Origin of the sequence: Kitasatospora sp. NPDC050463 (assembly GCF_040655255.1) — a bacterium.
Classification (GTDB): Bacteria; Actinomycetota; Actinomycetes; order Streptomycetales; family Streptomycetaceae; genus Kitasatospora.
Map to the genome: position 1 here is coordinate 13,679 of NZ_JBFAJO010000016.1, position 25,321 is coordinate 38,999.

18 protein-coding genes and 1 pseudogene are annotated in these 25,321 nt (G+C 71.9%); 10 read left to right on the top strand and 9 right to left on the bottom strand.

Annotated features, from left to right (window positions below; genetic code table 11):
- From AB0J08_RS12675 to AB0J08_RS12690, 4 genes are all read right to left on the bottom strand, one after another.
- Window positions 1–1,650, bottom strand: coding sequence for an ABC transporter ATP-binding protein (locus tag AB0J08_RS12675; RefSeq protein ID WP_360631647.1), 1,650 nt, complete (start codon window positions 1,648–1,650; stop codon window positions 1–3).
- A 252-nt stretch (window positions 1,651–1,902) separates the two neighbouring features.
- Window positions 1,903–2,964 carry a BMP family ABC transporter substrate-binding protein gene (locus AB0J08_RS12680; RefSeq protein WP_360631400.1) on the bottom strand — a complete coding sequence of 354 codons (1,062 nt, stop codon included), beginning with the start codon at window positions 2,962–2,964 and terminating at the stop codon, window positions 1,903–1,905.
- A 228-nt stretch (window positions 2,965–3,192) separates the two neighbouring features.
- Window positions 3,193–4,449: an amidohydrolase gene (locus AB0J08_RS12685; RefSeq protein WP_360631403.1), complete on the bottom strand. Its 1,257-nt coding sequence runs from the start codon at window positions 4,447–4,449 to the stop codon at window positions 3,193–3,195.
- Window positions 4,450–4,640: 191 nt separating this feature from the next.
- Window positions 4,641–6,230, bottom strand: coding sequence for a methylmalonyl-CoA mutase family protein (locus AB0J08_RS12690; RefSeq protein ID WP_360631406.1), 1,590 nt, complete (start codon window positions 6,228–6,230; stop codon window positions 4,641–4,643).
- Between the two features lie 266 nt (window positions 6,231–6,496).
- Here AB0J08_RS12690 and AB0J08_RS12695 point away from each other — a divergent pair, with 266 nt between their 5' ends.
- The 3 genes from AB0J08_RS12695 (at window position 6,497) to AB0J08_RS12705 (ending at window position 9,768) form a co-directional block, all read left to right on the top strand.
- Window positions 6,497–7,237 (top strand): SDR family oxidoreductase, encoded by a 741-nt coding sequence (locus AB0J08_RS12695; protein ID WP_360631409.1) that lies wholly within the window; start codon window positions 6,497–6,499, stop codon window positions 7,235–7,237.
- A 79-nt stretch (window positions 7,238–7,316) separates the two neighbouring features.
- Complete coding sequence (locus AB0J08_RS12700; protein WP_360631412.1) at window positions 7,317–8,972, top strand: alpha/beta hydrolase; 1,656 nt, start codon at window positions 7,317–7,319, stop codon at window positions 8,970–8,972.
- A 310-nt stretch (window positions 8,973–9,282) separates the two neighbouring features.
- Window positions 9,283–9,768: a 2-oxo-4-hydroxy-4-carboxy-5-ureidoimidazoline decarboxylase gene (locus AB0J08_RS12705; protein ID WP_360631415.1), complete on the top strand. Its 486-nt coding sequence runs from the start codon at window positions 9,283–9,285 to the stop codon at window positions 9,766–9,768.
- 13 nt (window positions 9,769–9,781) lie between these two features.
- Here AB0J08_RS12705 and AB0J08_RS12710 read toward each other — a convergent pair whose 3' ends face one another.
- Entirely contained in the window at window positions 9,782–10,546 is a 765-nt protein-coding gene (locus AB0J08_RS12710; protein WP_360631418.1) for a hypothetical protein, read from the bottom strand.
- 255 nt (window positions 10,547–10,801) lie between these two features.
- On the opposite strand from AB0J08_RS12710, the gene sdhC reads away from it, so the two are divergent.
- From sdhC to AB0J08_RS12730, 4 genes are read left to right on the top strand one after another with little or no spacing between them, the layout of a single operon-like run.
- The gene (sdhC, locus tag AB0J08_RS12715; protein ID WP_360631421.1) at window positions 10,802–11,182 is read left to right on the top strand and encodes a succinate dehydrogenase, cytochrome b556 subunit; all 381 of its coding nucleotides are present in this window, start codon (window positions 10,802–10,804) and stop codon (window positions 11,180–11,182) included.
- A gap of 8 nt (window positions 11,183–11,190) precedes the next feature.
- Entirely contained in the window at window positions 11,191–11,682 is a 492-nt protein-coding gene (locus AB0J08_RS12720; protein WP_360631424.1) for a succinate dehydrogenase hydrophobic membrane anchor subunit, read from the top strand.
- Window positions 11,683–11,713: 31 nt separating this feature from the next.
- Window positions 11,714–13,456, top strand: coding sequence for a succinate dehydrogenase flavoprotein subunit (sdhA, locus tag AB0J08_RS12725; RefSeq protein ID WP_360631427.1), 1,743 nt, complete (start codon window positions 11,714–11,716; stop codon window positions 13,454–13,456).
- Window positions 13,456–14,229, top strand: a complete 774-nt coding sequence (locus tag AB0J08_RS12730; RefSeq protein ID WP_360631430.1) for a succinate dehydrogenase iron-sulfur subunit — start codon at window positions 13,456–13,458, stop codon at window positions 14,227–14,229. Before sdhA ends, AB0J08_RS12730 begins: the two co-directional genes overlap by 1 nt.
- Window positions 14,230–14,324: 95 nt before the next feature.
- Here AB0J08_RS12730 and AB0J08_RS12735 read toward each other — a convergent pair whose 3' ends face one another.
- A complete protein-coding gene (locus AB0J08_RS12735) occupies window positions 14,325–14,582 on the bottom strand; it encodes a hypothetical protein (protein ID WP_360631433.1) in 258 nt (85 codons plus the stop codon).
- A gap of 142 nt (window positions 14,583–14,724) precedes the next feature.
- Here AB0J08_RS12735 and AB0J08_RS12740 point away from each other — a divergent pair, with 142 nt between their 5' ends.
- A complete protein-coding gene (locus AB0J08_RS12740) occupies window positions 14,725–15,936 on the top strand; it encodes a D-alanyl-D-alanine carboxypeptidase (protein WP_360631436.1) in 1,212 nt (403 codons plus the stop codon).
- Between the two features lie 22 nt (window positions 15,937–15,958).
- Here AB0J08_RS12740 and AB0J08_RS12745 read toward each other — a convergent pair whose 3' ends face one another.
- Window positions 15,959–16,996, bottom strand: a complete 1,038-nt coding sequence (locus AB0J08_RS12745; RefSeq protein WP_360631439.1) for a YihY/virulence factor BrkB family protein — start codon at window positions 16,994–16,996, stop codon at window positions 15,959–15,961.
- A gap of 248 nt (window positions 16,997–17,244) precedes the next feature.
- A pseudogene (locus AB0J08_RS12750) lies at window positions 17,245–18,099 on the bottom strand (glycosyltransferase); the annotation flags it as partial.
- 186 nt (window positions 18,100–18,285) lie between these two features.
- On the opposite strand from AB0J08_RS12750, the gene AB0J08_RS12755 reads away from it, so the two are divergent.
- Window positions 18,286–21,858: a bifunctional glycosyltransferase family 2 protein/CDP-glycerol:glycerophosphate glycerophosphotransferase gene (locus AB0J08_RS12755; RefSeq protein ID WP_360631442.1), complete on the top strand. Its 3,573-nt coding sequence runs from the start codon at window positions 18,286–18,288 to the stop codon at window positions 21,856–21,858.
- A gap of 276 nt (window positions 21,859–22,134) precedes the next feature.
- On the top strand, window positions 22,135–24,648 hold the full coding sequence (locus tag AB0J08_RS12760; protein ID WP_360631445.1) for a CDP-glycerol glycerophosphotransferase family protein: 2,514 nt from the start codon (window positions 22,135–22,137) through the stop codon (window positions 24,646–24,648).
- Between the two features lie 132 nt (window positions 24,649–24,780).
- On the opposite strand, the gene AB0J08_RS12765 is transcribed toward AB0J08_RS12760, so the two are convergent.
- Window positions 24,781–25,302, bottom strand: a complete 522-nt coding sequence (locus tag AB0J08_RS12765; RefSeq protein WP_360631650.1) for a 2'-5' RNA ligase family protein — start codon at window positions 25,300–25,302, stop codon at window positions 24,781–24,783.
- Between the last annotated feature and the right edge of the window lie 19 nt (window positions 25,303–25,321).

Genomic DNA, 25,321 nt, shown 5'->3' on the forward strand with positions numbered 1-25,321 from the left:
CTACTCCCCCGCCTGCGGGTCGGCGGTGTCGGTGGGGGTGTCGGACGAGGTGGCGTCCTCGGTCCCGGCGGCCTCGGTCCCGGCGGCCTCGGCCTCGGTGCCCTCCGCGATGATCGCGTGGAACTCCTCGACGGCCTCGGGCTCGGACTCGATGTGGCCGCGGGCGGCACCGGTCATCGCGGTACCCAGGTCCTCGGCGGTGACGGTCGCCGGGTCGGCGTCGGCCACCAGACGGCCGCGGTAGATCACCCGGATGGTGTCGGAGAGGCCGATCAGCTCGTCCAGGTCGGCGGAGATCAGCAGCACGGCGAGGCCGGCCCGCTGGGCGACCCGGATGTGCTCCCAGATCTGCGCCTGCGCGCCGACGTCCACGCCGCGGGTCGGGTGAGCGGCGATCAGCAGCTTGGGATCGTGGCTCATCTCGCGGCCGATGATCAGCTTCTGCTGGTTGCCGCCGGAGAGGGAGGCCGCGGTGACCTCGATCCCGGGGGTGCGGACGTCGTACTGCTCGACGATCCGCTCGGTGTCCTTGCGGGCGCCGGCCGGGTCGAGCAGCACGCCCTTGGAGTTCGGGCTCTCGGTGACGTGACCGAGGATCCGGTTCTCCCAGAGCGGGGCCTCCAGCAGCAGGCCGTGGCGGTGGCGGTCCTCGGGGATGTAGCCGATGCCGGCCTCGCGGCGGCTGCGGGTGAGCGAGCCGGAGAGGTCCGTGCCGTCCAGGGTGATGACGCCGCCGTCCAGCGGCAGCATGCCCATGATGGCCTCGACCAGCTCGGCCTGACCGTTGCCCTCGACGCCGGCGATGCCGAGGATCTCGCCCTTGTGGATGCGCAGCGAGATGTCGTCGAGCACCACGCGCTCGATGCCCTCGGCGTCGGTCTTGGCGATCCGCAGGTCCCGGACGTCGAGCATCTCGGCGGTGGTGACGGTCGACTCGCGGCTCTCCGGGGAGGGCAGCTCGGCGCCGACCATCAGCTCGGCCAGCTGGCGCGCGGTGACGTGCTTCGGGTCGGCGTCGCCGACCGTGGTGCCGCGCCGGATGACGCTGATCGCGTCGGCCACCGACAGCACCTCGTGCAGCTTGTGCGAGATGAAGATGACGGTGACGCCCTCGGCCTTGAGCTCGCGCAGGTTGTCGAAGAGCGCCTCGACCTCCTGCGGGACCAGCACCGCGGTGGGCTCGTCGAGGATCAGGATCTTGGCGCCGCGGTAGAGCACCTTGAGGATCTCGACCCGCTGGCGGTCGGCGACGCCGAGGTCCTCGACCAGCGCGTCCGGGCGCACGCCCAGACCGTACTGGTCGGAGATCTCCTTGATCTTCGCCTTGGCCTTGGCACCGATGCCGTGGAGCTTCTCGCCGCCGAGGACGACGTTCTCCCAGACGGTGAGGTTGTCGGCCAGCATGAAGTGCTGGTGCACCATGCCGATGCCACGGGCGATGGCGTCGCCCGGGGTGTTGAACTCGCAGCCCTCACCGTTGATCGCGATGGTGCCCTCGTCCGGCTTCTGCATGCCGTAGAGGATCTTCATCAGCGTCGACTTGCCGGCGCCGTTCTCGCCCATGAGGGCGTGCACGGTGCCGGTGCGGACGGTGAGGTTGATGTCGTGGTTGGCCACGACGCCGGGGAAGCGCTTGGTGATACCGCGCAGTTCGACGGCCGGTGTCGCCGTCCCCGCGCTGGGGGTACCGCCCTTGCTGAGGGCGGGGTCGGATGCGGTGATGGCGATCTCCTGGTGGTCTGGAGGCGCGTCGTTGCGCTGGAGGGCCAAGAAAGAACGGTGGGGTACGGAACGGGGCCCGGGGGTACGCACTGAGCGCACCCTTCCGGGCCCCTCCCTGATGCTGCGTCAATCATCGCGCTGCCGGGCAGGCGGCAGCGGCAGCGACGTCCCGCTACGGCCCTACTTGGTGGGCGCGGTCGGGACGGTGGTGGCGCCGCTCTTGATCGCGGTGGCCGCGTCGTTGAGCTTGCCCTGGATGTCGTCGATCTTGCCGCCGGTGGTGGCGAGCGAGACACCGTCGGCCTTCAGGTCGAAGTTCTTCACACCGGTGAAGACGGAGCCCTTCTTCGCCGACTCGATGTAGGCGAAGACGGCCTTGTCGACGTTCTTCACCATCGAGGTGAGGATGCTGTTCTTGTACTTCGCCAGGGCCGGCTGGGCGGCCTGGTCGGAGTCGACGCCGATGGCGTAGGCACCCTGCTTGTTGGCGACGGCCTCGATGGCACCGTTGCCGGAGGAACCGGCGGCGGTGTAGATGACGTCCGCGCCCTTGTCGAGCTGACCCTGCGCGGCCTCCTTGCCCTTGTCGGGCGAGTTGAAGCCGGAGAAGTCCGGAGGCGTGGTCAGGTAGGTGGTCTCGATCACGATGTTCGGATCGATGGACTTCACGCCCGCCTGGTAACCGGCCTCGAACTTCTTGATCAGCTCGGACTGCACACCGCCGATGAAGCCGACGTGCTTGGTCTTCGACTTGAGGGCGGCGGCCACACCGGCCAGGTACGAGCCCTCCTGCTCCGAGAAGGTCAGCGAGGTGACGTTGCTCGGCTGGGTGTCGGACGCCGAGTCGATGATCGCGAACTTGGTGTTCGGGTTCTCCTTGGCGACCTTCTCGACGGCGCCCTGGTAGACGAAGCCCACCGCGATGATCGGGCTGTAGCCGGCGGTGACCAGGTTCTTGAGCCGGGTCTCCTTGTCGGCCTCGGCCTCACCGGTCTTGGCGTCGGCCTCGGTGACGGCGACACCCAGGTCGGCCTTCGCCTTGTCCAGGCCACGGGCGGCGGAGTCGTTGAACGACTGGTCGCCACGACCACCGATGTCGTAGGCCATGCCGACCTTCAGGCCACCGTCGGAGGAGCCGGAAGAAGCATTCGTGTCGTTGCTCTTTGCGCCGCAAGCGGCGAGCGAGGCAATGCCCAGGGAACCCGAGAGCACAACCGCAGCGAGCTTAGTAGAACGGCGCAAGGGAGTATCTCCTTCTCACACGCACCCGTTTAGCGTGGTCGGACGCCACCGTAACGCGCGTAGAACACGGTTGGGTCACAGGCTGCCGGAGCAATCGGGTTGTTATCAAACCGTGGTCTCACGGCTCCCCGAGGCCCCTTTCCCGAACGCGGAGGGTGGTCGGAACTGACGCCGCCCAGTGTACGTAACCGAATAAAAGCTCCGAAGCCGACAACTCGGACAGGTCGCCTACTGGCCCCCCTCGGCCTCCAGTGCCAGCGCCGCGAACAGCTCCACACCGATCCCGATGGCCCGCTCGTCCACGTCGAAGCGCCCCTGGTGCAGGTCACGGACGGTGGTGTCGCCGGGGGTGCGGACGCCGAGCCGGGCCAGCGCGCCCGGGGCGTGCTCCAGGTACCAGGAGAAGTCCTCACCGCCGAGGCTCTGCTCGGTGTCCTCCACCACCTGACGGCCGTCCTGGCCGAACCGGGCCGTCATGGCGGCCTCCAGCAGGCCCACCGAGACCGCCTCGTTGACCACCGGCGGCACCCCGCGGTGGTATTCGAGCTCCCACTTCGCCCGGTACGTCTCGGCCAGCTTGGCGATCAGCTCGTGCAGCAGGTCCGGCGCCTCGCGCCAGCCCGCCGGCTCCAGGCAGCGGACGGTGCCCTCCAGCTCGGCATGCTGCGGGATGACGTTGGGGGCCGAGCCGGAGGCGATCCGGCCCCAGACCAGACTGACGCCCCAGCGCGGGTCCATCCGGCGCGACAGCGCGGCCGGGAGATCGGCGGCCATCCGGGCGATCGCGGTCACCAGGTCGGTGGTCAGGTGCGGGCGGGCGGTGTGGCCGCCGGGGCCGTCCAGGTGCAGCACCAGCCGGTCGCAGGCCGAGGTGATCGCCCCGGTGCGCAGCGCGATCCGGCCGACCTCCACCTTCGGGTCGCAGTGCACCGCGAAGATCCGGCCCACGCCGTCCATTCCGCCGGCCTTGATCACGTCCAGCGCCCCGCCCGGCATGAGCTCCTCGGCGGGCTGGAAGACCAGCCGGACCGGGCGGCGCAACTCGCCGGCGGCGTCCGCCTCGGCCAGCACCAGGGCGGTGCCCAGCACCACCGAGGTGTGCACGTCGTGGCCGCAGGCGTGGGCCCGGCCGGGGACGGTCGAGCGGTAGGGCACGTCCGTCTTGGCGTCGTCGATCGGCAGCGCGTCGATGTCGGCGCGGAAGGCCAGGAACTCGGCGCCGCGCGGGGCGGCGTCCGGGACGATGTCGACGATCATCCCGGTGCCGCCGGGCAGCACCCGGGGGGCCAGACCGGCCGCCGTCAGCCGGTCGCGCAGCAGGCCGGTGGTGCGGAACTCCTGGCGGCCCAGCTCCGGGTGGCGGTGCAGATCACGGCGGAAGGCGATCAGCTCCGGTTCCAACGCCGCGACCCGGTCACGCAGACCGGCGACGGAGCGGACAGCGGTGAGCGTGATGGCCGACTGGGCGGACTCAGGACGGTTCATCTCAACAAGGGTAGGCCTGTTGGGGGGTTTTGGCCCGACTTCCGGAAAAGAAGTCCCCGTATGGGCGCATAGTGGCCGAGCAGGTGGGTATGACATCTTGTTCACTCGCCTTCCCCGGGGTGCGTGCCCTGTGCAACGACCGCCCGGGCCGGCGGTCACGGGGCCGCTCCGGCGGCGGATCGACGGGCCGCTCAGAACCGCTCGGTGGGCGTGTGCGTCCCCCATACCTCGCGCAGCGCGTCGCAGACCTCGCCCACGGTGGCCCGGGCGGCCAGCGCCTCCCGCATCGGGTACAGCACGTTGTCCCGGCCCTCGGCCGCCCGCCGCAGGTCGCCGAGTGCGCGACCCACCGCCGAGGAGTCGCGCCCGGCCCGCAGCGCGGCCAGCCGCTCGGCCTGCCGCGCCTCGATCGCCGGATCCACCCGCAGCGGCTCGTAGCGCTCCTCGCTGTCCAGCCGGAAGCGGTTGACGCCGACCACCGTGCGCTCACCGGAGTCGGTCTCCTGCTGGACGCGGTAGGCGGTGCGCTCGATCTCGGCCTTCTGGTGGCCCGCCTCGATCGCCGCCACCGCCCCGCCCAGCTCCTCGATCCGGTCCATCAGTGCCAGGGCGGTGGCCTCCACCCCGTCGGTCAGCGACTCGACCACGTACGAGCCGGCGAACGGGTCGACGGTGGCGGTGATGTCGGTCTCGTGGGCGAGCACCTGCTGGGTGCGCAGCGCCAGCCGGGCGGACTTCTCGGTGGGCAGCGCGAGCGCCTCGTCGAAGCTGTTGGTGTGCAGCGACTGGGTGCCGCCGAGCACCGCCGCCAGTGCCTGAACCGAGACCCGGACCAGGTTGACCTCGGGCTGCTGCGCGGTGAGCTGCACCCCGGCGGTCTGGGTGTGGAAGCGCAGCATCTGCGACCTGGGGTCGCGCGCGCCGAACTCCTCGCGCATCACGCGGGCCCAGATCCGCCGGGCGGCCCGGAACTTCGCCACCTCCTCCAGCAGGGTGGTGCGGGCCACGAAGAAGAAGGAGAGCCGCGGCGCGAAGTCGTCCACCGCCATGCCCGCCGCGATCGCGGTGCGCACGTACTCGACGCCGTTGGCCAGGGTGAAGGCGATCTCCTGCGCGGGGTTCGCCCCGGCCTCGGCCATGTGGTAGCCGGAGATCGAGATGGTGTTCCAGCGGGGGATCTCGGCCCGGCAGTACCGGAACACGTCCGCGACCAGCCGCAGCGAGGGCTTCGGCGGGAAGATGTAGGTGCCGCGGGCGATGTACTCCTTCAGCACGTCGTTCTGCACGGTGCCGATCAGCCGGGCCGCCGGCACGCCCTGGGCCTCGCCGACCAGTTGGTAGAGGAGCAGCAGCAGGCCGGCCGGCGCGTTGATGGTCATCGAGGTGGAGACCTCGCCCAGCGGGATGCCGTCGAACAGGACGCCCATGTCCTCCACGCTGTCGATCGCCACACCGACCTTGCCGACCTCGCCGGCCGCGATCCGGGCGTCCGAGTCGTAGCCCATCTGGGTGGGCAGGTCGAAGGCGACGGAGAGGCCGGTGGTGCCGTTCGCGATCAGCTGCCGGTAGCGGGCGTTGGACTCGGCGGCCGTCCCGAAGCCGGCGTACTGGCGCATCGTCCAGGGCCGGCCGGTGTACATCGACGGGTGGACGCCCCGGGTGTACGGGTACTCCCCGGGCGCGCCCAGGCGCTCGCGGGGATCCCAGCCGTCCAGCGCCTCGGGGCCGTACAGCGGCTCGACGGGGAAGCCCGACTCGGTGCGGCGCGGCTCGGCTGCCATGGGTCCCTCCACGGGATCGGCGGGCGGGTGCACTCCCTTCGCAATGTAACGGCCCTGGCCGTGCACCGGCCTTCGCAAACACGCCGGCCCTCGCAAACACGCCGGCACGCCGGCTCTCGCCGAGGCCGTGCGTTTTGCAAAGGCCACTGACTTTGCAAAACGTGCCCCGGTGCCCGGCCCGGCGTGGGCGGAGCCGGCGCCATTGAGATGATCGGGTGAACGACCGAAGTACTTCCCCAGCCGACGCGTTCCTCCAGGGAGTGGCAATGACCGAGCAGAAGGTGGCCGTGGTCACCGGAGCCAGCAGTGGAATCGGCGCGGCGACCGCCCGCCGACTCGCGGCCGAGGGCTTCGAGGTGGTGCTGACCGCCCGCCGCACCGAGCGGATCGAGGAGCTCGCCAAGGAGCTCGGCGGCCGCGCCCACACCCTCGACGTCACCGACCGGACGGCCGTGGACGCCTTCGCGGCCGAGGTCGGCCGGGTGGACGTGCTGGTCAACAACGCCGGCGGGGCGATCGGCGCCGAGTCGGTCGAGGCCGGCGACCCGGCCGACTGGCTGGCGATGTACCAGGTGAACGTGCTCGGCGTGCTGCACATGACGCAGGCGCTGCTGCCCGCGCTGCGGGCGAGCGGCGACGGCACCGTGCTGGTGCTCTCCTCCACCGCGGCGCTGACCGCGTACGAGGGCGGCGGCGGCTACGTGGCGGCCAAGCACGCGGCGCACACCATCGCGGCCACGCTGCGGCTGGAGCTCTGCGGGGAGCCGATCCGGGTGATCGAGATCGCCCCGGGCATGGTGAAGTCCGAGGGCTTCGCCGTCACCCGCTTCCGGGGTGACGAGGAGAAGGCCGCGGCCGTGTACGCGGGCGTCGCCGAGCCGCTGACCTCCCAGGACGTCGCGGACACCGTCGCGTGGGCGGTCACTCGGCCCTCGCACGTCAACATCGACCTGCTGGTGGTGCGCCCGCGCGCCCAGGCCGCCAACCACAAGGTGCACCGGGCCTGACACCGGCCGCGCGGGGCGGGCGGCCCACCGGCCGGGGGGCATGATCGAACGTGTCACCCGGCAGTGATACATACGTGCGATGAGATCTCTTCGGGCCGCCCGCCCGCGCTTTCTGCTGACCGCTTTCGCGGCCGGCACCCTGCTCCTCGGTTCCGCCTGCGACGACAGCCCCAAGCCCGCCCAGGACCAGGCCGTCGCGACCCCGCCGGCCGCCCCGGCCGCCCCGACGGCCACCGCGACGCCGACGCCGACCCCCAAGCCCACCGGCGCCGACGACCCGGCCCTCAAGCCGTTCTACGGCCAGCAGATCGCCTGGGCCGCCTGCCCGGCCGACCCGCAGGCCGCCAGGGCCAAGATCGACATATCCGGGCTGCTCTGCGGCAAGCTGCACGTCCCGCTCGACTACACCAGTCCCGCCACCGACGCCCTCGACATCGCGCTGATCAAGCTTCCGGCCGCCAGGCCGGACCAGCGGATCGGCTCGCTCATGGTCAACCCGGGCGGCCCGGGCGCCTCCGGCATCGAGATGGTCAAGTACGGCGCCAAGCAGTACGACGGCACCCTGCACAACCGCTTCGACGTGGTCGGCTTCGACCCCCGCGGCACCGGCGAGAGCTCGCCGGTGGTCTGCTACGACGACAAGCAGCACGACGAGGCCAACCAGCGCGACTCGTCGCTGGATCCGGCCACCCGCAAGGCCGAGCACGTCGCGTTCGCCACCGAGCACGCGGCCGCCTGCCAGGCGAAGGCCGGCAAGCTGCTGCCCTTCGTCGGCACCCGCAACACAGCCCGCGACCTGGACGTGCTGCGCGCGGCCGTCGGCGACAAGAAGCTCAACTACCTCGGCATCTCCTACGGCACCTACCTCGGCGCGCTCTACGCCGAGGAGTTCCCGCGCAACACCGGCCGGCTGATCCTGGACGGCGCCGTCGACCCCGCCCAGGACGGGCTGGACCACGGCATCGACCAGCGGGTGGGCTTCGAGAAGTCCTTCGAGCGGTTCGCCGCCGACTGCGTGCAGAACCACGCGGCCGAGTGCCCGCTCGGCAAGGACCCGGCCAAGGCCGCCCAGAAGGCCGCCGACTTCCTCGACGGACTGCGCGACCACCCGATGACCGCCAAGGACGGCCGCAAGCTCGGCTCCGACCTCGCCTGGACCGGCACCACCGAGATGCTCTACGGCGACGAGAAGACGACCTGGACGCCGCTGCGCAACGCGCTCGGCTGGGCGATGCTCGGCAAGAAGGCCGACTACCTGCTGGCCTTCGCCGACGAGTACAACGGCCGCGACGAGAACGGCCACTACAGCCCGATGGAGGAGGCCAACAGCGCGATCAGCTGCGCCGACCGCGTCCGCCCGGCGCCGACCCCCGAGCGTGCCCAGCAGGCGGTGGCCAGGCTCAAGGCCGAGGCCCCGCTGCTGTCCAAGGGCGTCTCGGTGGACGACTACAGCGAGCCGTCCTGCGCCTACTGGCCCTTCAAGACGACGGAGCAGCCGCACACCATCCGCGCCGAGGGCAGCGCGCCGATCCTGGTGGTCGGCAGCACCGGCGACCCGGCCACCCCGTACGCCTCCTCCGAGGCGCTCGCCAAGGGCTTCGCCAACGCCGGCCTGCTGACCCGGGTCGGCGAGGGTCACGGCGCGTTCGGCAAGGGCAACGCCTGCATCGACGCCGCGCTGGAGGCGTACCTCGTCGAGGGCACGATGCCGGCGGCCGGGACGCGCTGTTCCTGAGGGGCACTGCCCCCGAAAGCCCGGATCATGAGCAGATGAACATGGGGAGGGCGCTGACACCAAGGTGTCAACGTCACAACTTGATAGCTCGATCGGATGAATTCGGCGTGCGCCCTCCCCAACTGATGACCGCTCAACTACCGTTGAGCCGCTGCCCGGCGGGTCTCGTGACATCGCCCCGGAGCCTCATACTTCACCTGCTCCACCACCCCCTTCACCGGCACCTTCCCGCCCTCACGAGGAGGACCCGCTGGCCAGCGACATCCCGTCACCGCGGCTCGATCCCAGCTCCGAGCCGACCCTCCTCGGGTTGCACCGCTTCAACGAAGCCGACGCCGGCGCGGCCGAGGAGGCTCTCCTGGCCTGCTGCGGCAGCCACCGCTGGGCCCTGCGGCTCACCGCCCACCGGCCCTACCCCGACATAGAGTCCCTGCTGGCCGCGGCCAGCGAGGCCTCCTACGACCTGCGACCGGCCGACCTGGCCGAGGCACTGGCGGACGAGAGCTGGATGCCGCAGCCCCTCCTGGGCATGCGCGCACCCGGCAGCCAGGCGGCACACACCGCCCTGCGCGCCGCCCACGCCGCGTACGAGGCCCGGTTCGGGCACGTCTTCGTGGTCTGCCTGGAAGGCGTGGCCCCCGAGGAGATGCTCGACACCGTGCTCAGCTCGATCCGCACGCGACTGGCGCACGACCGGGACGAGGAACGGCTGATCGCCTCGGACGAGCTGCGCCGGATCGCCCTGACCCGCCTGGAGCACCTGGTCGCCACCCACTCCGGGGCCGGGGCACGCTGAGCCGGCCCCGCCCTCACCGGCGCGCCTGCGCGGCGCGGAGCTTCGCCACCTGTTGCCGGACGATCCGATCGTCCGGCGCGGGGGCGGGCTCCGCGCCGACGCCGACCGTCGTCAGGACCGCGAGCACCGGGCCGACCCGGGCCACCACGGCACGCTGGGCGAGCATCACGCTGCCCGACTCACTCGTCAGGGTGAACCCGGTCACCGCGTCGGCTCCCCCGGGCGTGGGCGTGTCGTCCCGGATCAGCCGGTGCCTGGTCCGCACCGGCCTGTGGCTCTGCTCCGCCGGCGGCGGCGGAGCACTGGAGACGAACGAGGCGCACGGGCCGAACAGCTTCTCCAGCTCCGACTGCAGCTGCGCCGCCCGCCCGGCCCGGTAGCCGAGCAGCCCTCCGTACACGCCGCCCTTGGGGTCGACCGCCCGCGCCACGCTCAGATCGGTCTCCGCGTACGGTTCCCCCGGGCCCGGCGAGGACGTGGCGCCGCCCACCGCCACCGCCGGGGTCACCGCGTCCAGCAGCGGCTGGCAGGCGGGCAGGTCGGAGACCTCCCGGCCCCCGCCCGAGCCCGTCTCGCCGTGACCGGGCGTCATCACCGTCACCGTGTACCCGGCCCCCAGATCGCCGTCGGCCACGGCGGCCGCCCGCAGCTCCGCGGCGGACAGCTCGCGCGCGGGCGCGGCCCGGTCGGCGGAGCCGCCGACCGTGGTGCAGCCCGCGGCGAACAGCAGGACGCAGACCGCGGCGGCGGACGGGCGGCGGGGCGGGCTGAGCGACACGGGGGCCTCGGCAGGGTGTCGGCAACGGAGCGGGCGGCCACGGTAGCGCAACCGAGCCGTCACGCTGAGTGGTGAAAACCGCCCGGGTTCCCGTCGCACTAGGCCAGTCGTGCCTGATTGATCACACCTTGGGCCCCCGGAGGCGGTTCCCAATAACGCGTCGATAGGATGCTGGCGGCCGGTGGACCGTACCCGGCCGGGCTGACCGACACCGAAGCCGGCCGAGCCCCCAATCGCTTCCGGAGGGTTTTTTCCGTGCCGGCTGGAACGCTGTACCGCGGCCGGGAAGGCATGTGGAGCTGGGTGGCTCATCGAGTCACCGGCGTCCTCATCTTCTTCTTCCTGTTCGCTCATGTCCTGGACACCGCACTGGTGCGAGTGTCGCCCGAGGCGTACGACTCTGTGATTCAGACGTACAAGACGCCCCTGGTGAACCTGATGGAGTACGGCCTGGTGGCCGCCATCCTGTTCCACGCCCTCAACGGCCTTCGGGTCGTCGCCGTCGACTTCTGGTCGAAGGGTCCGAAGTTCCAGAAGCAGATGCTCTGGACCGTGGTCGGGGTGTGGGTCGTCCTGATGGCGGGCGCCTTCTACCCGATCCTTCAGCACACGCTGACCTCTTGGTTCGGGAAGTGATCTGAGACATGACCACGGAATACTCCGACGCCCTGGTGGTCCCCTCCGCCCAGGCGCACACCGGCAAGGGTCTCGGCACCGGCAACCCGGCCGACGCCTTTGTGGTCGAGCCGGCCCGCCAGCGGACCAAGAAGACCCCGCGCCGCACCCGGACCAACTTCGAGATGCTGGCGTGGCTCTTCATGCGCCTGTCCGGCATCGTCCTGGTGGTCCTGATCCTCGGCCACCTGCTGATCATGCTGGTGCTCGACGGCGGCGTCTCGAAGATCGGCTTCGCCTTCGTGGCCGGCCGCTGGGCCTCGCCGTTCTGGCAGGGCTGGGACCTCCTGATGCTCTGGCTCGCCATGCTCCACGGCGCCAACGGCATGCGGACGGTCATCAACGACTACGCCGAGAAGGACTCCACCCGGCTCTGGCTGAAGGGCCTCATGGGCGCCGCCACGGTCTTCACCGTGCTGCTCGGCACCCTGGTCATCTTCACCTTCGACCCGAACATCTAATCGGCAGAGGCCAGAGGCGAGTTAACCCCCCATGCAGATTCACCAGTACGACACCGTCATCGTCGGCGCCGGTGGCGCCGGCATGCGCGCGGCCATCGAGTCGACCCAGCGCAGCCGCACCGCGGTGCTCACCAAGCTCTACCCCACCCGGTCCCACACCGGCGCGGCCCAGGGCGGCATGTGCGCCGCCCTCGCCAACGTCGAGGAGGACAACTGGGAGTGGCACACCTTCGACACGGTCAAGGGTGGTGACTACCTGGTCGACCAGGACGCCGCCGAGATCATGTGCAAGGAGGCCATCGACGCCGTCCTCGACCTGGAGAAGATGGGTCTGCCCTTCTCCCGCACCGAGCAGGGCCGGATCGACCAGCGCCGCTTCGGCGGTCACTCCCGCAACCACGGCGAGGCCCCGGTCCGCCGGTCCTGCTACGCCGCGGACCGCACCGGTCACATGATCCTCCAGACGCTGTTCCAGAACTGCGTCAAGCACGGGGTCGAGTTCTTCAACGAGTACTACGTCCTCGACCTGCTGATCAACGAGGGCAAGACGGCCGGCGTCGTCGCGTACGAGCTGGCCACCGGCGAGATCCACGTCTTCCAGGCCAAGTCGGTCGTGTTCGCCTCCGGCGGCACCGGCAAGTTCTTCAAGGTCTCCTCCAACGCCCACACCCTCACCGGTGACGGCCAGGCCCTGGTGTACCGCCGCGGCCTGCCGCTGGAGGACATGGAGTTCTTCCAGTTCCACCCGACGGGCATCTGGCGCATGGGCATCCTGCTCACCGAGGGCGCCCGCGGCGAGGGCGGCATCCTGCGCAACAAGGACGGCGAGCGCTTCATGGAGCGCTACGCCCCCGTCATGAAGGACCTCGCGTCCCGTGACGTCTGCTCCCGCGCGATCTACACCGAGATCCGCGAAGGCCGCGGCTGCGGTCCGGACGGCGACCACGTCTACCTGGACCTCACCCACCTGCCGCCGGAGCAGCTGGACGCCAAGCTCCCGGACATCACCGAGTTCGCGCGCACCTACCTCGGCATCGAGCCCTACACGGACCCGATCCCGATCCAGCCCACCGCGCACTACGCCATGGGCGGCATCCCGACCAACGTCGAGGGTGAGGTCCTGCGCAACAACACGGACGTCGTCCCGGGCCTGTACGCGGCCGGCGAGGTCGCCTGCGTCTCGGTGCACGGCGCCAACCGCCTGGGCACCAACTCGCTGCTGGACATCAACGTGTTCGGCAAGCGCGCGGGCATCGCCGCCGCCGACTACGCGCAGACGGTGGACTACACCGAGCTGCCCGAGAACCCGGCCGAGAAGGTGCAGGCGCTGGTCGACGGCCTGCGCGAGTCCACCGGCACCGAGTCCGTGGCGCAGATCCGCAAGGAGCTGCAGGAGACCATGGACACCAACGCCATGGTCTACCGCACCGGCGCGACCCTGAAGCAGGCGGTCGAGGACATCGCCGCCCTGCGCGAGCGCTACAAGAACGTCGCCATCCAGGACAAGGGCTACCGTTACAACACGGACCTCCTGGAGGCCGTCGAGCTGGGCAACCTGCTCGACCTGGCCGAGGTGCTGGCCGTCTCCGCGCTCGCCCGTGAGGAGTCGCGCGGCGGTCACTACCGCGAGGACTTCCCGACCCGTGACGACGTGAAGTTCATGCAGCACACCATGGCGTACCAGGAGGTTGCCGAGGACGGCACCACCTCCATCCGCCTCGACTACAAGCCGGTCGTCACGACCCGCTACCAGCCGATGGAGCGTAAGTACTGATGAGCACTCCTACCGTGGAGAAGCACTCGGCCGCTCTGGACGCGGCCGAGGCGGGCGGCATCGAGCTGATCACCGTCACTTTCCGGATCCGCCGGTTCAACCCGGAGGAGCACCCGGACCCGGTGTGGGTCGACTACCAGCTGACCCTGGACCCGAAGGAGCGCGTCCTGGACGCGCTCAACAAGATCAAGTGGGAGCAGGACGGCACCCTCACCTACCGCCGTTCCTGCGCGCACGGCATCTGCGGCTCCGACGCGATGCGGATCAACGGCCGCAACCGGCTGGCGTGCAAGACCCTGATCAAGGACGTCAACCCGGAGAAGCCGATCACGATCGAGGCCATCAAGGGCCTCACGGTCCTCAAGGACCTGGTCGTGGACATGGACCCGTTCTTCCAGGCGTACAAGGACGTCATGCCGTTCCTCATCACCAAGGGGAACGACCCGACCCGCGAGCGCCTGCAGTCCGCCGAGGACCGCGAGCGGTTCGACGACACCACCAAGTGCATCCTGTGCGCCGCGTGCACGTCGTCCTGCCCGGTCTTCTGGAACGACGGCCAGTACTTCGGCCCGGCCGCGATCGTCAACGCGCACCGCTTCATCTTCGACTCGCGCGACGAGGGTGCGGAGCAGCGGCTGGAGATCCTTAACGACCGTGAGGGCGTCTGGCGCTGCCGGACCACCTTCAACTGCTCGGAGGCCTGCCCGCGTGGCATCGAGGTCACCAAGGCGATCCAGGAAGTGAAGCGGGCGCTGGTCACCCGTCGCTTCTGAGCCCTGCCCCGCACGACGCGGGCCCCGCCCGGTCCGAGGATCCTCGGACCGGGCGGGGCCTGCGTCGTCTGCCGTTCGGCGACGGGAACGAACGGTCAGTCGGCGACCGGCTCGCGCCGGGTCGCGCGCAGGCCGCGGACGCCCACCGCGCCGACGGCGACGCCGAGGACGAAGGAGGTCACGGCGAGCAGCAGGTGGATCCAGAAGAAGGCGGTCGGCTGCGAGTGGTCGCCGTCGGTGAAGGCCTGGCCGCCCGAGTCCTTCCAGAGGTTCTTGACGAAGGTGATCCAGATGATCATGGACCAGACGCCGAAGGCGGTCAGGAACCAGGAGGTGCGGCGGCTGAGCTTCATGGACGGTCCTCGGCGGCTGACGTGAAGATGGTGTGCGGCTCCAGTATGCGCGGGCGTCCGTTCGGCGTACGGCGGCCCCCTCCTGCGGAGGACGGACCCGGCGGGCCGGACGGCAGGCCCCCGGACTGGGTACGGTCTGCTGGTGCCCACACGCCGTAAGCTCGCACACCTGCTCGCCGCGTACACCGCGGCGCTCCCCGTCCTGCTCGCCGCCCCGGCGGCCGTCGCGGCCCCGCACGAGCCGCCTCCCCCGCCGGCCGCGATCGGCGGCGAGCGGCTGGGGCTCTCCGGTGTCCAGGTCGCCCCGCTGGCCGGTGCGCCGGCCCTGCCGGGAGATCTCACCGGGCAGTCCTGGATAGTCGCCGACGCGGCGTCCGGGGAGGTGCTGGCGGCCAACAGTCCGCACCGCCGGCTCGCGCCGGCCAGCACCCTGAAGATCCTCTTCGCGGACACCGTGCTGCCCAAGTTCGACCGCAACCTGGTGCACCGGGTCGCGGACGCCGAGATCCAGGGGATCGGTGCCGGCAGCAGCCTGGTCGGCATCAAGGAGGACCTGGACTACAAGGTCGAGGACCTCTGGCGCGGGGTGTTCCTCAGCTCCGGCAACGACGCGGTGCACGTCCTGTCGCACATGAACGGCGGGATCCAGCAGACCGTCACCGAGATGCAGGCCCGCGCGAACGCGCTGCAGGCCCGGGACACCACGGTGGTCTCCCCGGACGGCTACGACATGGACGGCCAGCTCTCCTCGGCCTACGACCTGACCCTGTTCGCCCGGGCCGGGCTGCGCAATCCCGACTTCCGGATGTACTGCGCCACCCGGGACGCCGTGTTCCCCGGCGCGGTGGACAAGAACACCGGCCAGCGGGGCAGCTTCGGGATCGCCAACACCGACCGGCTGCTCGGCAAGTACCCGGGCCTGATCGGCGTGAAGAACGGTTTCACCACCGAGGCCGGGTCGACCTTCGTCGGCGCCGCCGAACGGAACGGCCGCACCCTGCTGGTGACGGTGATGCACCCGTCGACGTACCAGAAGGTCTACGACGAGACGGCGGCGCTGCTGGACTGGGGGTTCGCGGCGGCCGACAAGGTCACGCCGGTCGGCCGGCTGGTGGACGAGGCACCGGCCGGTGAGCCGACGCCGACCGGGCAGGCGGGCGGCACCGCCGGCGTGCCCGCGCCGCCGCCGCACCCGTCGCCCGCCGCCACGGCGTCCGCCCAGGCCGCTCCGGGCGGCGACGGGGGCGACGGGGGCCCGGGGCTCGGCCCGGTCGGCTGGGTGGGGACCGGGCTCGCCCTCGCGGTGGGCGGCGCCGGTGCGCTGCTCCTGCTGCGGCGGCGCCGGCCCTCCTGAACCGGCACCGCCCCGCCCGGCCTCACTCCTGGGGCCGGGCCTCCGGCCCGCGGTCCTCGCCGCCGTTGTCGCCTTTGCCGGCCTTGCCGTCCCCGTCGCCGCCTTCGCCGCCCGCGGCGCCGACGCGCTCCGCCGCCTCCGCCGCCTCGGCCTCGTCCGCCGCCTCCACCATGGCCGCGGCCCGCTCGCGGGCCCGGTCCCGGGCGGCGGCCGGGTCGGCCGTCGCCGTCCAGGCGACGCAGTACATCAGCAGCCGGGAGACGAAGTTGATCCAGAGCAGCAGCGCCACCGGGACACCGAAGGCCCCGTAGATGCTCTTCCCGGCGACCGAGCCGAGGTAGGACGCGAGCAGGATCTTCAGCAGCTCGAAGCCGGCCCCGCCGATCAGCGCGCCCCGCAGCAGGTCCCGCCGTCGCTGGCCGCCGATCCGGGGGAACGGCGCCAGCAGGTAGGCGAAGAGCACCATGTCGGAGGCGACCGCGATCAGCAGGCCGACGCCGGTCAGCAGGTAACCGCCGGCCCCGCCCGTCCCCAGGCCGATCCAGCCGGCGATCCGGCCGGCCAGCGTCGTCCCGGCGGCCGAGGCCGCCAGGGAGAACAGCGAGACCAGGCCGAGGCCGCCCAGCACCACGCAGTCCCAGACCCTGCGCAGGACCGGGTTGCCCTCCTCGTCGGGCAGCTGCCAGACGTCCCGGATCGCGGTGCGCATGGTGTCCACCCAGCCGAGGCCGGAGATCAGCAGCAGCAGGCCGCTCACCAGACCGACGGCGCCGGCGTTGGCCACCAGTGAGGGCAGGTTGAGCGCGTCCGAGATCCCCGGCAGCTGGTCGGAGATGCGCTTCTGGAGCTCGTCCACCCGGGAGTCGGTCAGCGTCGCGACCGCGATCGCCAGTGCCACGGTGAGCAGCGGGAAGAGTGCCAGGAAGCCGAAGAAGGTGATCGCGCCGGCCAGCCGGTTGCCGCGCGCGGCGGTGAAGTGCTCGTAGACGCGGTACGGGCGGCTGCGCAGGACCCACGCCACGAGCGGGCCGACGACCGGAAGGCGGGTGAGGAAGTCCACCCGTCCGGTTATACCGGCCGTTCGCCCGAACGGCCGTCAGGCTCGGCGGGCGGCAAGGGCCGTGGAGGCCGTCGGGGCCGGCGGGGGCGGGCCCTGTCGGCGGGTCAGCGCTTCAGCAGCCGGCGGGCCCGGGCCAGCACGCGGACGGTCCGGTAGGCGCCGTAGCGGCCGTGGCTGAGCAGCTCGGTGCGCACGCCCGCCGCCCCGGCGGGCGGCGTGTAGCCGGCCGGGCGCAGCCGGGCGCAGTGTTCGGCAGCCCGGCGGAAGTACTCGCGGCGGGCGGCGGGCGGGACCCGGCCGGGCTTGGAGACCACGGTGTTGAGGTGGTGCAGCATCCGGCCGTAGACCACCGGGCGCCAGCGGTCGAGGTCGGGGCGGCCGTCCAGGAAGGCGAAGACCAGGTCGTACTGGGCGAAGACGTCGAAGTGCTTGCGCGAGGCGGTGGCGAGGATGTTGCCGCCCTCCTGGCGCTGGCGGTAGTGCACGCCGACCTGGTCGAGCAGGGTGATGCTCGCCGCGGCGAGCAGCGCCGGGTAGGTCCAGGGGGTGTCCTCGTAGTAGCCCGCGGGGAAGGTGAGGCCCTGCTCGGCGATGAAGCCGCGGCGGTAGGCCTTGTTCCAGACCACCTGCAGCAGGTCCAGCAGGTCGGGGCGGCGGTCGAGGTCGAAGACGTCCGGGGAGTCGGCGCCGAAGACGTGCGCCGAGGCGGCCCGGGTGATCCGGCCGTCGGCGTAGGTGCGGGCGTAGTCGTAGACCAGGACGTCCGGGTCGCCGCCGGTCGCCAGCCGGTCGTCGACGGCCTTGAGCAGGCCGGGGGTCAGCGTGTCGTCACTGTCCAGGAAGATCACGTAGTCGCCGGTGGCGACCTCCAGGCCAGCGTTGCGGGCCCGGCCGAGGCCGACGTTCTCCGCCAGGTGCAGCACCCGTACCCGCGGGTCGCTGGCGGCCGCCTCGTCGAGGATCGCGCCGCAGCCGTCCGGGGAGCGGTCGTCCACCGCGATCAGTTCGAAGTCCGAACCGCCCTGGCCGAGCACCGAGTCGAGGCACTCGGGGAGGTACTCCTCGACCTTGTGGACGGGGACGATGACGCTGAAGCGGGGCATGGGCACAGAGTAGTGGCCCGCGCTCGGCCGGACCCACCGCGCCCGGGCGGGCGCTGCGGTCCCGGGACCCCGGAGACCCGCCGGGGCCGGACGGTAGGATCGTCGGGCACGTACGCACCGGTTCAAAGTGCGGCCAGACCCCCACCGGGCTGCCACGCTCCTTCCCAAGAAAGGCCTGCGTAGCCGATGGCTCCCCGCCTCTCCATCGTCGTTCCGATCTACAACGTCGAGCGTTACCTCGTGGAATGCCTCGACTCGATCGCCGCCCAGACCTTCACGGACTTCGAGTGCGTCATGGTCGACGACGGTTCGAAGGACGGCAGCGCGGCACTCGCCGAGGCGTACGCCGCCAAGGACTCCCGGTTCCGGCTGGTCCGCCAGGTGAACAAGGGCCTCGGCGCGGCCCGCAACACCGGCATCCGCCACATCGACCCGGACGCCGAGTTCCTCTGCTTCGTCGACTCCGACGACTCGATGCCGCCGAGCGCCTACGAGCTGATGATCAACACGCTCGACGAGACCGGCTCGGACTTCGCCACCGGCAACGTGCTGCGGTTCCGCGCGGTGGGCTACTACCAGTCCGGCGGGCACTCGCGGCCGTTCAAGGAGACCAAGCTCAAGACCCACATCACCGAGATCCCCGCGCTGGTCACCGACCGCACGGCGTGGAACAAGGTGTACCGGCGCTCCTTCTTCGACGCGGCCGGCATCCTCTACCCCGAGGGCATCCTGTACGAGGACGCCCCGGTCAGCGTGCCGCACCACTACCTCGCCAAGAGCGTGGACGTGCTCTCCGAGCCGATCTACCACTGGCGCGAGCGCGAGGTCGGCGAGATGTCGATCACGCAGATGCGGACCAACCCCAAGGGCCTGATCGACCGCGTCACCTCGGTGGAGCTGGTCCGCACCTGGCTGAAGAAGCAGACCGACCCGCGCTTCGCCGAGTACCTGCACTCCTACGACGAGAACACCCTCGTCGAGGAGATCCCGATGTTCTTCTGGTCCGTCGTGGACGGCGACAAGGAGTACCGGGACGCCTACCAGAAGAACGTCAGCCGGCTGCTCCGGGCGATCGGCCCCGAGCAGGTCCGCAAGCTGCGCGCGCCGCTGCGGCTGAAGTACCACCTGACCCTGGCGGGCCGGATCGACGAGTTCGTCGAGCAGATCAAGTACGAGGGCGAGAGCAACGGCGGCGTCGCCGCCCGCGGCCTGCTGCGCCCGTACGCCGACTACCCGTTCCTGCGCGGCGGGCGCAAGAGCGTGCCGGCCGGCATCCTCAAGCTCGACAACTCGCTGGTGATCCGCAGCCGGCTGTACGAGTCGGCCTGGGAGGGCGGCAAGCTCCACCTGACCGGCCACGCGTACCCGGAGCAGCTGGGCGCCGAGAACCGGCACGACATGGTCCGGGTGCTGGTGCTGCGCGAGGCCAAGGGCCGCCGCGTGCTGGCCGTGCCGACCAAGACGCAGTACAGCCCGGAGGCCACCGCCACCTGCCACCACGACCTCTACCACTGCGACTGGGCCGGCTTCACCGCCGCCATCGACCCCAAGCGGCTCAAGCACCGGGGCCAGTGGAAGGACGGCAACTGGCGCGTCCTGGTGGCCGGCGCCGGCAAGGGCGGGGTCTACAAGGGCCGGATCTGGGCGGGCTGGAGCGACACCGCCCAGTACCTCCCCGCGCACTGGGTCGAGCCGGACGTCCGGATCGTGCCGTGGGTCCGCGAGGGCAGCGTCTACCTGCGGGTGGAGACGGTCCGGACCAGGGTGACCGGGCTGGCCGTGCGGGACGGCCGGCTGGAGATCTCCGGTGCGGCCCGCTCCGGCCCGAACCTCGCCGGGGCCCGCTTCCGGCTGACCCACGTCGAGTCGGACCGCGAGGTGGTCTACCCGCTAGAGCTCACCGCCCCGGTCGGCACGCTCCAGCCGTTCACCGTGGACTGCCCGATCGACGAGCTGACCGCCGTCCGCGAGGCCTGGGCCGAGCTCGACCCGATCGCCCCGGAGCGGGCCCGGGACCGCTGGGACACCGCCATACTGCTCGCCGACGGCAGCACCGTGCCGGTGGCCTGGGACGACCGCAACGCGCCCGAGCAGCTGCACCTGGCGCTGAACCCGGACGCCCCGGTCGACGAGCGCCGCGCGCTGTACTCGAAGCCCTCCCCCAGCGGCTACCTCCAGCTCTCCGACCAGCTGCTGCAGCCGGTGGTCACCGAGGTCACCTCGCGCGGCGCGGACGGCTTCCTGCTCGCCGGCACCTTCCCGCTGGCCGGCACGCACCGCTGGGAGCTGGTCGTGCGGCACAACTGGCGCGAGGAGGAGCACGTCTACCCCGTGGAGATCGCGGACGGCGGGTTCCGGGCCGCGCTGCCGGCGGTGCCGACGGCCTCCTTCGCCGGCCGGGTGCCGCTCGCGCAGGGCACCTGGGACGTCTTCTTCCGCCCGCTCGGCGAGCCGGTCGACACGCTCGCGACCCGGTACGCGCTGATCGCGCCGGGGTGCTTCGGCGCCCTGCCGCTGGAGGTGGAGTCGCGCGGCAAGCGGATCGTGCTGGAGCGCCGCCACTACGACGGCCTCTCGCTGGAGTCGCACTCCGCGCTGCTGCCCGAGGAGCGCAGCGGCTACCGCCAGCGCCAGCTGCGCACCGTCGACTACCCGTCGGCCCGCCGGCTCCCGCTGCGCGACACCGTGCTCTACAACGTCGCGCTCGGCGGCCTCTACGCGGACTCGCCGCGGGCGATCCACGAGGAGCTGGTCCGCCGCGGCCTGCCGCTGGAGCACCTGTGGGGCAGCGACGACCTGCAGGCCGAACTGCCGCAGACGGCGGGCGCGATCCGGCTCTGGAGCCCCGAGTGGTTCGAGACCCTGGCCACCGCCAAGTACATCGTCACCAGCGCGCACCTGCCGGACTTCTTCGTCCGCCGTCCCGGCCAGGTGGTCGTGCAGACCTGGCACGGCACCCCGCTGAAGCAGATCGGGTACGACTACGAGAAGGTCTGGTTCACCGACGCCAACTACCTGAAGGGCGTCGCCAAGGAGGTCCCGAACTGGAGCATGCTGGTGGCCGGCAACAGCTGGTCGGCACCGGTGCTGCGCCGCGCGTTCGACTTCAAGGGCGAGATCCTGGAGAGCGGCGCGCCGCGCAACGACCTGCTGTTCGCCCCCGACCGGGAGAAGACCGCCGAGCAGGTCCGCGAGCGGCTCGGCCTGCCCGAGGGCAAGAAGGTCGTGCTCTACGCGCCGACCTTCCGTGAGGACCGCCGCCGGCCGAACGGCGGCTACCAGATCGACCTGCGGATCGACCTGGAGGCGGCCAGGGCGGCGCTCGGCGACGACCAGGTGCTGCTGGTCCGCCGGCACAGCGTGATGTGCGGCCAGATCCCCGGCGCCGGCAACGGCTACGTCTGGGACGTCGGCAGCTACCCCGACATGGCAGAGCTGCTGCTGATCGCGGACGTCCTGGTCACCGACTACTCGGCGACCCTGTTCGACTTCGCCGCGACCGGCAAGCCCGTGCTGTTCTTCACGCACGACCTGGAGCACTACCGCGACAACCTGCGCGGCTTCAGCCTCGACTACGAGGCGGAGGTGCCCGGCCCGCTGCTGGCCACCTCCGAGGAGCTGGTCACCGCCCTGGGCCGGGTGGACGAGCTGAGCGGCGAGTACGCCGAGAAGTACGCCGCGTTCCGCGAGGCGTACTGCGACCTGGACGACGGCCAGGCCTCGGCGCGCGTGGTGGACGGGATGCTCCGCCAGCAGTAACCGGTACCGCCCGAAGGCGCCCGACGCGAATTCCGCGTCGGGCGCCTTCGCGTTTTCCGGGAGTTCCCCGAGAAGCACCTGTCCTTTACGTGAATATTGCAGTCGAACACGTGTTTCGCAAACGAATTTCCAATCCATTCCACCAGGAGGTTCAGTTGACCCCGGGCGTCATTTCGGTATTCGATATCGAATCGGCCCCCCGTCCGCTTTCCCTCGGCACGAAGGGCCCCCGGACCACCGCCATGGATCGGGATCCCGTTCCGAAGGGCCACCCCCATGCCAGTCCTCACGCGGTTCGTCCTCCCGCACACCGCCCCCGACACGCACGACCACCTACCGTCCCCCGACGAGGGCGTCGCCTTCGGCCTGCTGCGCGCCCGCTGGACGGGCCGCGGCCTCGAACTCACCGGTTTCGCCCGCCCCGACGACCTGGACACCGCCCGCCCCGGTTCCGCCTGGACCTGGCTGACCCTGCTCCGCGAGGACGACGAACCACCCGTCCATCTGCGCTCCCGGCCACGCCGGCTGCCCGAGGTGACCGACGACAGCGCCCAGCCCGACCACAACCACGACTGGTCCGGCTTCACCGCCCTGGTCGAACCGCGCCGGCTCCGGCGCGGCGAACAGTGGCTGCTCGGCGACTGGCAGATCGGGGCGACCCTCTTCACCCGCCCCCGGCCCACCCGGCTGCGCCGCCAGTACGGCACCCTCGCCCCGCACTGGTGCGGCTCAGGCGAGTACCCGCCGGCCCGCTGGGTCGACCACGACGTCCGCCTCCAACCGCACTTCACCGACGGCCGGCTGCGGCTGCGGCTCGAACGCCCCGGCGTCCGGCTCACCCACGCCGCCCCCGCCGCGGACGGCCTCGACCTGCGCGGCACCGCCGAGCACTGCCCGCCCGGCACCGCGCTGCGGCTGCGCCACCGGGAGAGCGACGCCGTCCTGCTGCGGCCGGTCGCCCGGACCGGAAACACCTTCGCCGTCCTCCTGCCGTACCGGCCGTTCACCGCCGACGGGCGCGGCACCGGCCACCTGGAGCACTGGGAGGCCGAACTGCTGCGCCCGGACGGCTCCACCGAGCAGCTCGCCCTGGACGAGCGGCGCGGCCCGGTGGCCGGCCAGCACGCCCTGCCCGGCGCCCCGGACCGGGTGCTCTACCTGAAGCACCTGGCCGACGGCCGGCTCCAGCTCTGCGTCCAACCCGCCGCCGGCTACGTCGAGCGGATCGCCGTCCGGGCCGGCGGCTTCGAACTCACCGGGCACTGCCCGGGCCGCGGTCCGCTCGAACTCGTCCTGCGGCACACCGGGACCGCCGGCGAGGTCCGCCACCCGGTCGACCGCGGTGCGGACGGCCGCTTCCTGGTCCGGCTGCCCGCCACCCGCACCGGCTCCGACGGCACCGCCCTGCCCCTGCGCAAGGGCGTCTGGGAGGCCTCGCTGCACCCGGCCGGCCGGTCCGGACCGCCGCGACCGCTGATCGCCGCCCCCGCGGCGCTCCGCGCGCTGCCCGCCGCCACCGGGGCCGGCGGAAAGCGCATCCTGCTCCAACGGCGCTGGCACGACACCCTGCTGGTGGACTCCACCCCCGTCCTCTCCCCCGCCGAGCGCAGCGCCTGGACGCAGGCCCGCCAGCGCGCCGGCGCGTACCCGGCCGCCCGCCGGGAGCCGCTGCGCGAGGCCGTGCTGTACGACGTGTTCGGCGGCCGCGGGTACGCCGACTCACCGCGCGCCCTGCACGCCGAACTCGCCCGGCGCGGCGAGCCGTTGGAGCACCTCTGGGCGGTCGACGACGCCCAGGCCGAGCTGCCCCCCGGCGTCCGCGCGGTGCGGGTCTGGAGCCCCGAGTGGTACCGCGCGCTGGCCACCAGTCGCTACCTGGTCGGCAACACGCACTTCCCCGACTTCCTGGCCCGCCGGGACGGCCAGGTGGTCGTCCAGACCTGGCACGGCTCGCTGCTCAAGCGGATCGCGCACGACGTCGAGAACCCCTGGCTCGCCGACCACGGCTACCTGGAGGCACTCGACCGGGAGACCCCGCAGTGGAGCCTGCTGCTCTCCCCCAGCCCGTTCGCCACCCCGATCCTGCGCCGGGCGTTCCGCTACCGCGGCGAGATCCTGGAGTCCGGCTACCCGCGCAACGACGTGCTGGCCCGGCCGGACACCGGGCGGGCCGCGGCCGTCCGCCGCCGGCTCGGCATCCCCGACGGCCGGCGCGTCGTGCTCTACGCCCCGACCTGGCGCGAGGACCAGCGACGCGACGACGGCGACGGGTTCCGGCTCGACCTGCGGATCGACCTCGCGCACGCCCGGCGGTCCCTCGGCCGCGACCACGTCCTGCTGATCCGCCCGCACGCGCACGTCCGCGAGCCGCTGCCGGGCACCGGGGACGGCTTCGTCTTCGACTGCGGGGACTACCCCGACGTGCAGGAACTGCTGCTGATCGCGGACGTGTTGGTCACCGACTACTCGTCGATCATGTTCGACTTCGCGATCACCGGCCGCCCGGTGCTCTTCTTCACCTACGACCTGGAGCACTACCGCGACACGCTGCGCGGCTTCTCCTTCGACTTCGAGGCGCAGGCCCCCGGCCCGCTCGTCCGCACCTCGGCCGCACTGCTCGACGCGCTGCGCGGGCTCGCCGACGACGGCTCCGGGCCGCCGGCCGGCCATCGGGAGCGATACCGCGCCTTCCGCGCGACGCACTGCGGGCTGGAGGACGGCGGAGCCGCCCGCCGGGTGGTCGACCGGATGCTCGACCTCGGCCTGGCGGGCACCCGGGGGACGTCCTGACCCGGTGGCGGTAGGGGCCGTGCGGCGGTCCTGTCCGCGCGGCGGTCCTGTCCGCGCGGCGGTACGGGCAGTGCGGTGGGTACGGGCCGTGCGGCGGTCCGGGCCCGGGGCGGTCCGGCCGCGGCGCGCGGGTCAGGCGAAGTCGTAGGAGCGCCAGGGGCGCCAGACCTCGTCGGCGTCGAACCGGGAGAGGCCGAAGCCCGGCACCGCGAAGGCCGCCCGGAAGCCGCGGGACCGCTCGTACGCCTGGTCGAGCGCGTCCTCGGACAGGCCGTGGGCCACCGTGACGTGCGGGTGGTACGGGAAGGCCAGCTCCCGGGCCAGCGGGCCGGAGCGGATGTCCGCCTCCAGCAGCCGGCACTCCTGGGCGCCCTCCTCGACCCGGACGAAGACCACCGGCGAGACCGGGCGGAACGTACCGCTGCCGCGCAGCAGCATCCGGAACGGCCGGTGCGTCCGGGCCACCGCCGCCAGGTGCTCCTCGATCTTCGGCAGTTCGGCCGCCGCCACCTCGGTCGGCGGCAGCAGGGTCACGTGCGTGGGTATCGACCGGGCCAGCGGATCGCCGAACCCGGCCCGCGCGTCCTGGATCGCCGAGCCGTACGGATCCGGGACGCTCACGGACACGCCGATGGTGACGACCTCCCCGCCCAGGGCCGAGGAGCGCGCCGGG